Genomic DNA, 6698 nt, shown 5'->3' with positions numbered 1-6698 from the left:
GCACCCGCGGGTGCCGGGCCGCCGTCACCGGTCCGCTCCACGACCCCCGAGGAGGCGCGGCGCCAGCCCGCGCTCCGTCCCGCCTCCGGGCGGAACGACCCCGACGGCACGCTTCACCCGGCCCCAGGGCCTCGTCAGCTTCCGGAGAGCGCGTTGCTGCGGTCCCTGGCCGCCTCGATGGCGTCGGTGAAGGCCGTGCGCACGCCGTGCCGCTCCAGCTCGCGCAGCGCGGCGGCGGTGGTGCCGCCCGGCGAGGTGACGGCCTCGCGCAGCACGACCGGGTGCTCGCCCGAGCCGTTGAGCATCGCGGCGGCGCCGGTGATGGTCTGGCCGACCAGCTTCTGCGCGGTGGCGCGCGGCATCCCCATCGCCACACCGGCCTCGATCATCGTCTCGGCGATGAAGTAGAAGTAGGCGGGGCCGCTGCCGGAGATGGCGGTGACGGTGTCCATGTGCTGCTCGCCCACGCGGATGACATCGCCGACCGTGCCCAGCAGCGCCTCGGCGCGGTCCAGGTGGGCCTCACCGGTGTGGGCGCCGCCCGCGATCGCGGTCATCCCCTGCCCCATCAGGGCGGGCGTGTTGGGCATCGCCCGGACGACGGGGGTCCCGGAGGGCAGGTGCTCCTCCAGCACGGCGGTGGTGATCCCGGCCGCGACGGAGATCACGAGGCAGGAGGAGGACAGGCGCGGCGCCAGGTCGTCCAGCAGCGCCACCATGTCCTGGGGCTTGAGCGCGAGCAGGAGGGTGTCGGCGCGCTTGGCGGCGTCCGCGGCCGGGACCACCTCGATCCCGTAGCGGGCGCGCAGCTCCCCGGCGTGCTCCTCGCGCGGCTCGGTGACGAGGACGTCCTCCGGCGCGTGGCCCGTGGCCAGCATTCCGGCGAGCAGAGCCTCGCCCATCTTCCCGGCACCGATGATGGCGATCATGAAGGTCCTTCCTGCGGATGCCCCCACGCTAACGGCACCGGTGACCCCGCGTGGACACCGGATCCCACTCCGTGGACACCCGGCCCTCACTCGGGGTCGACGGTGCCCTTGTCGTCCACGGTGCCGCCCTCGTCGACCGCGAAGCGGCGGGGCGGCGCCGAGGGGGCGCGGCGCAGCAGCGCGATGCGCTCGCGGCGGTCGCGCGGCCGGTCGCCGGGGCCCGCGGTGCGGGCGAAGTGCAGCCGGGTGAAGGCCAGGGCCTCGGCCAGCTCGCGCATGCGCGCCTGGCGGTCGGGGGCCTTGCGGGTGCTGACCTCAAGGACCAGCTGGCCCTCGAAGCCGTTCCCGGCCAGGTACTCCAGCAGCTCGCCCACCGGCTGGCGTCCGCGCCCGGGGATGAGGTGCTCGTCGAGGTTCTGGCCGCCGATGCCGTCGGCCACGTGGATGTGGGAGAGGCGGTCGCCCAGGCGCTTGGCCATGTCCATGGCGTCGGAGCCGGACATGGCGGTGTGCGACAGGTCGAGCGTGACGTCGGGGTAGTCGCGGTCGAGCGGGTTCCAGCTCGGCGCGTAGGGGACGACCTCGCGGTCGCGCACGCGCACCGGGTACATGTTCTCCACGGCGAAGACGACGTCGGTCTCGTCCTGCATGCGGGAGATACCGGTCTCGAACTCGCGGGCGTAGTCGCGCTGCCATCGGAAGGCGGGGTGCACCACGATCGTCTTGGCGCCCAGGGCCTCGGCCATCTCCTTGGAGCGGACGAGTTTGCCCCAGGGCTCCCTGCCCCACACCCGCTGGGTCAGGACCAGGCAGGGTGAGTGGACCGCGGTGACGGGGATCTGGTGGTAGTCCGAGAGGCGCCGTAGGAGGTCGATGTCCTGGCTTGCCGGATCGGAGGAGACGAGCACCTCCACGCCGTCGTACCCCAGCTTCGCGGCGATCTCGAAGGCGGCCGGGGTCTTCTCCGGGTAGACCGACGCCGACGACAGGACGACGGGCGCGTCTGGGACCTGGATAGGGCTCACGCCAACCAGAGTATGCGCTAACACCCCTCGTGTGCGTACCGCCCGCGTGAACGCGGCGTGCCGTTCTCCCCACGCCCTCCCCCACGGAGGGTGCGGGTCGCGGTCGCGCGGCGGTGGTGGGAGGGCCCGCGGGTGCACCCGCGGAGCCCTGGTTCGTGGTTGCCGACCGCCACGTCGTCGGGGCGGTCGGGCCCGGCCGGGTTCACTCCCCGGCGTGTGTGGGGGCCGTCAGCGCGCCGCGCGAGGCCCGCCCGTCTCACAGCCGTACGGCGCCTGCGAGACCGTGCTTGTGGACGTCCCGCTCGCGGACGTGGTCCCCCGAGTTCGGCGCGTCGATCATGCGCCCGCCACCGAGGTAGATGGCGACGTGGTAGGCGTATCCGCCGCTGTCGGCCCAGTACAGGATGTCGCCCCTGCGGGCGTTGGAGTAGGAGACCCGGGTCCCGGCGCCGACCTGGTCGTGGGCGATGCGGGGCAGGTCAACCCCGGCCTGCTTGTAGGCCCACTGGACGAGTCCCGAGCAGTCGAAGCCGTTGGGGCCGGTGCCTCCCCAGCGGTAGGGGGTGCCCTTCTTGGACTCGGCGGCGTCGATGGCGTCCTCCACCGTCGACCTGGACAGCGACATGTGGACGCGCCGGGGTCCGGCTGAGTCCTGCGCGGTGGGCGCGGCCTGCTGCGCCGGTCGCACCGGCTGCGGATGCTGGACCGGCTGGGCGAGCGCGGGCGCCGTACCGGCGGCCAGGGCGGCCGCGGTGAGCGCGGCGACGGCGAGCGCGCGCCCGCCGCGGCGCGGAGGAACGGGCGAGGCCTGCCGCCCCGGATCCGTGGGACGGCAGGCCTGCGTTTGCTCGTGGTGTCGCGGTATTCGCATGACGGTGGTTCTCCCGCTCTCGCTCGGAGCGTCGCGGCGCCCACGTCACTGTGACGCGGATCTCCCCGTCGCGACGCCCTCACCATTCGTCACACAGACCACGCGATATGTCACTCTCCGTAGCACGATCGGCCGCCAAAGACGGTAAAGAGTCCTTGACCTTCGGGGGACGAAAGCACTCAGGTCACCACTGAACGGACTCCCCTCCGCGGCGGCCGGTCACCCCGGGTTACGCGGCGTCGTCCACGGGCGCGGGGACCCCCAGCTCGGCTCCCACGAAGTCGGCCGTGGCCTGCATACCGAGGTAGTTCGGGTGCACCGGGGCCCCGTTCTCGGGGATCAGGCCCTCCACCCAGCGGGTGTCGGAGGACTGGCAGACGTCGTGGCCGCGCTCGAAGACGTCCACGTAGACCGCGCCCTGGGCCTCGGCCTCCTCGGCGATCATCGCGTTCAGCGCGGTCTGCGCCCGGTCCAGGAAGGGCACGTCGCCCCACGCGATGGGCGTGCTCGGCCAGCAGCCCCTGCTCTCGGGCAGGATCTGGAGGTAGCCCACGGCCAGGACCGTGGCGTCGGGGCTGCGCTCGGCGATGTCGGCGTAGACCCCCGCGACCTCCGGCCGCAGGTCCTCGATGCGCTGGTCGAGTTCGTCGCCGTAGTGCTCGGCGCACGGGTCGCCCAGCGGGTTGCTCAGACTCTGCTTGGCGCACTCCAGGAGCACCTCGGAGAAGCCGAAGTCGTTGCCCGCGATCCCGACCGTGACCAGGTCGGTCTCCGGCGTCAGGGCGTCGAGCTGGGGCGGCGTGTCGTCGAACTGCGGCTCGTAGAGGTCGTTGACGACCGCGCCCGAGCAGCTGGCGTCCGTGAAGTCGGTGACGCCCATCCGCTCGGCGAGCATCGTGGGGTAGTTGTTGGACGTGCGCAGGCAGCCCAGCAGCGGCATGCTGCTGCTGACCCTCTCCTCCCGGATGAGCGGTCCGGCGACGAAGGAGTCGCCGAGGGAGACGTAACTGTCGAAGGCGGGCGCCTGCGCGGTCTCGGCGGCGGCGGGCGCGGCGACCAGGGACGCGCTCAGCGCGGCGACGGCCACGGGAACCAGGGCACGGCGCGGGGATCGGGGCGCGGCGGTGGCGGATGTACGGGGCACGCGGGTTTCCTCTCCATGGAGCGGGGGCGTTGGAGCTGTCGGACCCTAGGAATTCTTTAACACGACCTACGGGATAAGGCGCCTAACTCGTAGGTAACTTTCATGTGTCTCCGAAAGGTCCCTTTACTCCTCTCGGCGGAGTTGTCCCAGGAAGCCGCTAGCGTGGCCACCATGGCGAAGGCAGCGAAGACCACGTTCCGGTGCGCGGAGTGCGGATGGAGCACCCTCAAGTGGGTGGGCCGCTGCGGCGAGTGCCAGGCCTGGGGCACGGTCGAGGAGGCGGGCGCCCCCGCGCCCTCCGCCGTCGCGCCCGCGCCCGTCACCTCCCGGGCCCGGCCCATCACCGAGATCAGCGTGGAGAGCGCCGAGGCCGTCCCCACCGGCGTCGACGAGCTCGACCGGGTCCTGGGCGGCGGCGCGGTCCCGGGCGGCGTGGTGCTGCTCGCCGGTGAGCCCGGCGTGGGCAAGTCCACCCTCCTGCTGGAGGTCGCCGCGATGCGCGCGGCCGAGGGCCCCGTGCTGTACGTGACCGGGGAGGAGTCGGCCGGGCAGGTGCGGCTGCGCGCCGAGCGGCTCGGCGCGCTCTCCGACAAGCTCTACCTGGCCGCCGAGACCTCCATCGCCGCCCTGGCCAGCCACGTGGACGCGGTCGGCCCCCGGCTGCTCATCGTGGACTCGGTGCAGACCATGGTCTCCCCCGACGCCAGCGGCGTCCCGGGCGGCGTCACCCAGATCCGCCAGGTGACCGGCGCGCTGATCCAGATCGCCAAGGAGCGGGGGATCGCCACCGTGCTCGTCGGACACGTCACCAAGGACGGGTCCATCGCCGGTCCGCGGATGCTGGAGCACCTGGTGGACGTGGTGCTGCACTTCGAGGGCGAGCGCCACTCCCAGCTGCGGCTGCTGCGCGCGGTCAAGAACCGCTACGGGCCCACCGACGAGATCGGCTGCTTCGAGCTGACCGAGTCCGGCATCGTCGGCCTGCCCGACCCGAGCGGGCTGTTCCTCACCGAGCGCACCGACCCGGTGCCGGGCACGTGCGTCACCGTCACCCTGGAGGGGCGGCGGCCGCTCATCACCGAGGTCCAGGCCCTGGTCGCGCCGACCCCGCTGCCCGCGCCGCGCCGGGCCACCTCGGGCCTGGACACCTCGCGGGTGAACATGATCCTGGCGGTGCTGGAGAAGCGCACGGGCATGAAGCTGGCCAACATGGACGTGTACGCCTCCACCGTGGGCGGTGTGAAGCTGACCGAGCCCGCCGTGGACCTGGCGCTGGCCATGGCGGCGGCCAGCTCCAACAACGACGTCGCGCTGCCCGTCGGCTTCATCGCGATCGGCGAGGTGGGCCTGGCGGGCGACGTGCGCACCGTGAGCGGCGTGCGGCGCCGGGTGGCGGAGGCGCAGCGGCTCGGTTTCACCGAGGCGGTCGTGCCCAAGCACTTCGGCGACCCGGTGCCGGGCATCCGCGTCCACGAGGTGGAGGAGCTGAGCGAGGCCCTGAGCCGGGTGGCCCGGCGGTCGCGGCGGGCCCGCGCCCCCCGTGACGGGGACTGAGCGCGGATCCCCTGCGAACCGGCGCGTCAGAAGTCGAAGACCACACCCTTCTCGCTCAGGAGTACGCACTCGTTGGAGAACTCCTCGCGGTAGTCCTCGGTGCCGTAGGCCACGGCGACCACCGGGTCGTAGATGAACGTGCAGGGCCGCTCCTGACCCTCGACCGCCGCCAGCGAACCGGCTTCGGCGATGGCCTCGCAGGCCTCGGCGGCTCTGGGGTGCGTGCCCGCGGCGACGGGGGAGCACACCAGGGTGACCTCACGCGTCTCGCCGGTGGTGAGGCCGTGGACGCGCAGGATGTAGCCGCTCTCACCGGTCTGCGCCGCCTCGGCGGCGTGCGCGGGCGCGGCGAGCGCCAGGGCGAGGACGGGAGCGGCGGCCAGGGCCGGGACGATGCGATTCACGACAGCCTCCAGGGACGTGCGGATTCCAGACAGCACGGATGGTAATCGAACCATTACGCGAAGCTGTCGCTTTTCCGCGAGGTCGCCGGAATTTCCCTGCGCCGGGGTTGCGGCCAGACCCGAATGCCGGGCGAAAAGCAGAGAATGCGAGGTTATGTCGGAATCCCCGTCACTCCCCCGCCGACACCCCCGACAGGTGCCCCACGGCTCCGTAGCCGTCGGGCCGCAGGTCTCCCCCGGCGTCGGCCGTCCAGCGGCTGACCGAGGCCGCCGCCGCGGGCTCCCGTCGGCTCGTCCGCCACACCTCGTCCTCCTCCAGGTCCTCCAGGATGCCCCGGAGCAGGACCACGACGGGCTCGTGGGCGAACAGCAGCACCCGCTCGCCCGGGTACTCCGCGCACAGGTCCCGCAGGAACGAGCGCAGCCGCAGCAGGACGTCGGCCAGGGACTCGCCGCGCTCGGGCCGGTGGTGCATCCGGTCGGCCAGGCGCCGGGGCGCCTCCTCGGGGTCGTACTCCTCGACCATGGCCGGGGTCATGAACGTGAAGGGGCCGCCGTCGTGGTCGCGCAGCCGCTCGTCCAGGTGCACGGGCAGGACCAGCCCGGCCGCCTCCAGCGCCAGTGCGGCGGTGCGGCGGGCGCGCAGGTAGGTGGAGGAGAACACGACGCCGGGCCGCCGGTCGCCGGGCAGGGACGCCAGCCAGTCCGAGCCCACGGCGCGGGCCTGGCGCACGCCCAGCGGGGTGAGGTCCACGTCGGCGTTGCGCGCGG

Annotated in this window: 7 protein-coding genes; 1 reads left to right on the top strand and 6 read right to left on the bottom strand. The window is 73.0% G+C overall.

The window, feature by feature from the left end; genetic code table 11:
- Window positions 1-134 precede the first annotated feature (134 nt).
- The 4 genes from proC to DQW06_RS04950 form a co-directional block, all read right to left on the bottom strand.
- Window positions 135-929 carry a pyrroline-5-carboxylate reductase gene (proC, locus tag DQW06_RS04965; protein ID WP_013155991.1) on the bottom strand — a complete coding sequence of 265 codons (795 nt, stop codon included), beginning with the start codon at window positions 927-929 and terminating at the stop codon, window positions 135-137.
- Between the two features lie 86 nt (window positions 930-1015).
- Window positions 1016-1954, bottom strand: coding sequence for a sugar phosphate isomerase/epimerase (locus DQW06_RS04960; protein ID WP_013155990.1), 939 nt, complete (start codon window positions 1952-1954; stop codon window positions 1016-1018).
- A gap of 256 nt (window positions 1955-2210) precedes the next feature.
- Window positions 2211-2825, bottom strand: coding sequence for a C40 family peptidase (locus tag DQW06_RS04955; RefSeq protein ID WP_013155989.1), 615 nt, complete (start codon window positions 2823-2825; stop codon window positions 2211-2213).
- 229 nt (window positions 2826-3054) lie between these two features.
- Window positions 3055-3969, bottom strand: coding sequence for an SGNH/GDSL hydrolase family protein (locus DQW06_RS04950; RefSeq protein ID WP_013155988.1), 915 nt, complete (start codon window positions 3967-3969; stop codon window positions 3055-3057).
- Between the two features lie 171 nt (window positions 3970-4140).
- Between DQW06_RS04950 and radA the strand changes: the two genes are divergently transcribed.
- Window positions 4141-5523, top strand: a complete 1383-nt coding sequence (gene radA / locus DQW06_RS04945) for a DNA repair protein RadA (protein WP_041553496.1) — start codon at window positions 4141-4143, stop codon at window positions 5521-5523.
- A 26-nt stretch (window positions 5524-5549) separates the two neighbouring features.
- Here the strand turns inward: radA and DQW06_RS04940 are convergent, their stop codons facing one another.
- Entirely contained in the window at window positions 5550-5927 is a 378-nt protein-coding gene (locus tag DQW06_RS04940) for an SSI family serine proteinase inhibitor (protein WP_013155986.1), read from the bottom strand.
- Window positions 5928-6096: 169 nt separating this feature from the next.
- On the bottom strand, window positions 6097-6698 hold a 602-nt coding region (locus DQW06_RS04935), incomplete at its 5' end, for a histidine phosphatase family protein (protein ID WP_157983343.1).

This window comes from Nocardiopsis sp. TNDT3, assembly GCF_003427465.1.
Taxonomy (GTDB): domain Bacteria; phylum Actinomycetota; class Actinomycetes; order Streptosporangiales; family Streptosporangiaceae; genus Nocardiopsis; species Nocardiopsis dassonvillei.
Note: the sequence above shows the minus strand (reverse complement) of the source record. Positions and strands in the feature narration are given on the sequence as shown.

Coding starts and splice junctions, on each gene's coding strand:
- radA (WP_041553496.1), top strand. CDS start 4,141: ATGGCGAAGGCAGCGAAGACCACGTTCCGGTGCGCGGAGTGCGGATGG.
- proC (WP_013155991.1), bottom strand. CDS start 929: ATGATCGCCATCATCGGTGCCGGGAAGATGGGCGAGGCTCTGCTCGCC.
- DQW06_RS04955 (WP_013155989.1), bottom strand. CDS start 2,825: ATGCGAATACCGCGACACCACGAGCAAACGCAGGCCTGCCGTCCCACG.